Here is a 1,528-nt window from a genome sequence, read left to right on the forward strand (position 1 = left end):
ACATTTTGGGGTCTTATATTTTTCACTCCTTTCAAGTCAGTTATATCATACCTCATCTTTTCGATAAATGCTATACAATTGCAATTCATACATCCAAGGGCGGGGTTGGTAAAACTACTTTAGTTGTCAACATTGCCTATGAGCTGGCAAAACTAGGTAACAGAGTTTTAGTTATTGACTTAGACGATCAAGCCCATGCCAGCCTATCTTTGGGGGTCAACAAAGCTGATGAGTTTGACAAAGCTTCTACCTTAGAAGAATTTGACAAAGTTTTGGATTCTTTTCTGGAGAGAAAAGAAGTTATAGAGTTTTTGAAAGACTATGACACCCCAAGTTTTAAGTACAAAGAATATATCAAGAGTTCCCCTATTAATAAAGTTTTTAGTGAAACAGGCTGTTCTGGGAAAATAGATGTTTTACCCAGTAGCTACAAAACTAAAGATTCTGCTCTCGCCAACTTGATCGGTATTCGTGAAAAGCGATTAAATAAGGCTTTGCAACAATCCGATATAGCTAATGATTACGATTATGTACTTATAGATACACCGCCAAGCGCTACTACGATCACTAGCAATGGACTCTATGCAGCTCAATATGTGGTTATCCCATCCCAGATGGAATATCTTTCAGTCTATGGCATCAGAACCCCAATTAGCCGAGCTAAAGAAGTTCAAGAGGAAATGGGAAAGCGAGGAGCAATTCTGGGAATTGTACCAATGATGACAGAAAAAAATGTGAAAATCCATAATACAATTAAGCAGTCAGTACAGCAAAGATTTCAGGGACTCACGATTCTGCAAGAAATAAAGAGAGCTGCTGCTGTTGGTCAAGCATCTCAAGTACGTCAGCCTATCTCTTTGTTTGCTGAACATAATAAAGGAGCAGCCGAAGTTGCAACGCAATTCTCAGCATTGACCCAACAGATAATGATAAGAATAAATCAGATTGAAAGTTCAGTAGGAATGTAGAAATGGTAAAATTTTATACGGGGATTGAGAGTCAGCCTAGCCTTGTTGTTTTAAATCAGATAGAGGTTTCTCGAGAAAAATCGGGAATTTCCAAGTCTGATTTAAAAAAAGTTTCCGAAAGCTTAAAGGTGTGGGAATTTAACTTAGCCCTGCCAATTGTTTGTATTACTGATGAGGAAGACAAATACCACTTGCTAACTGGGCTACCAATCTATGAAGCAGCAGTTGAAGCAGAGCTTGAGCGAATTTGGGTATTTCTAATTGCAGCTAAACAATCAGAAGCAGAAAAGGCTATTGAACAAGCTGTTTTACAGTCAAAGTTGAATGAAAGGGTTGTTGAGCCTCAAGACATTACAGATTTCTTGGATTTCATTAACAATCCCCAATCTGACCTTACCTCAATCCCTGGAGTCAAAGATGGATACGCAAAGCTGATCCGCGATAAGCGTGTTTACAGTTCTCTGGAAGATATGCAGAAAAAACTATAGCAATCCTAAATGATTTTCTAGACCTAGAGCAATCCTAATTAATTTTTTCCGTGCAATTATATTTATGTATTT

Annotated in this window: 2 protein-coding genes; both read left to right on the top strand. The window is 37.8% G+C overall.

Features of this window, described 5'->3' with window-relative positions; genetic code table 11:
- Positions 1-968 (top strand): ParA family protein (locus tag QUA40_RS28680; protein WP_333132094.1); only part of this gene is annotated, 968 nt, incomplete at its 5' end.
- A gap of 2 nt (positions 969-970) precedes the next feature.
- Positions 971-1,456 carry a hypothetical protein gene (locus QUA40_RS28685; RefSeq protein WP_333132096.1) on the top strand — a complete coding sequence of 162 codons (486 nt, stop codon included), beginning with the start codon at positions 971-973 and terminating at the stop codon, positions 1,454-1,456.
- Positions 1,457-1,528: the final 72 nt, after the last annotated feature.

The sequence above is a fragment of the Microcoleus sp. Pol11C3 genome (assembly GCF_036701485.1).
Taxonomy (GTDB): domain Bacteria; phylum Cyanobacteriota; class Cyanobacteriia; order Cyanobacteriales; family Microcoleaceae; genus Microcoleus.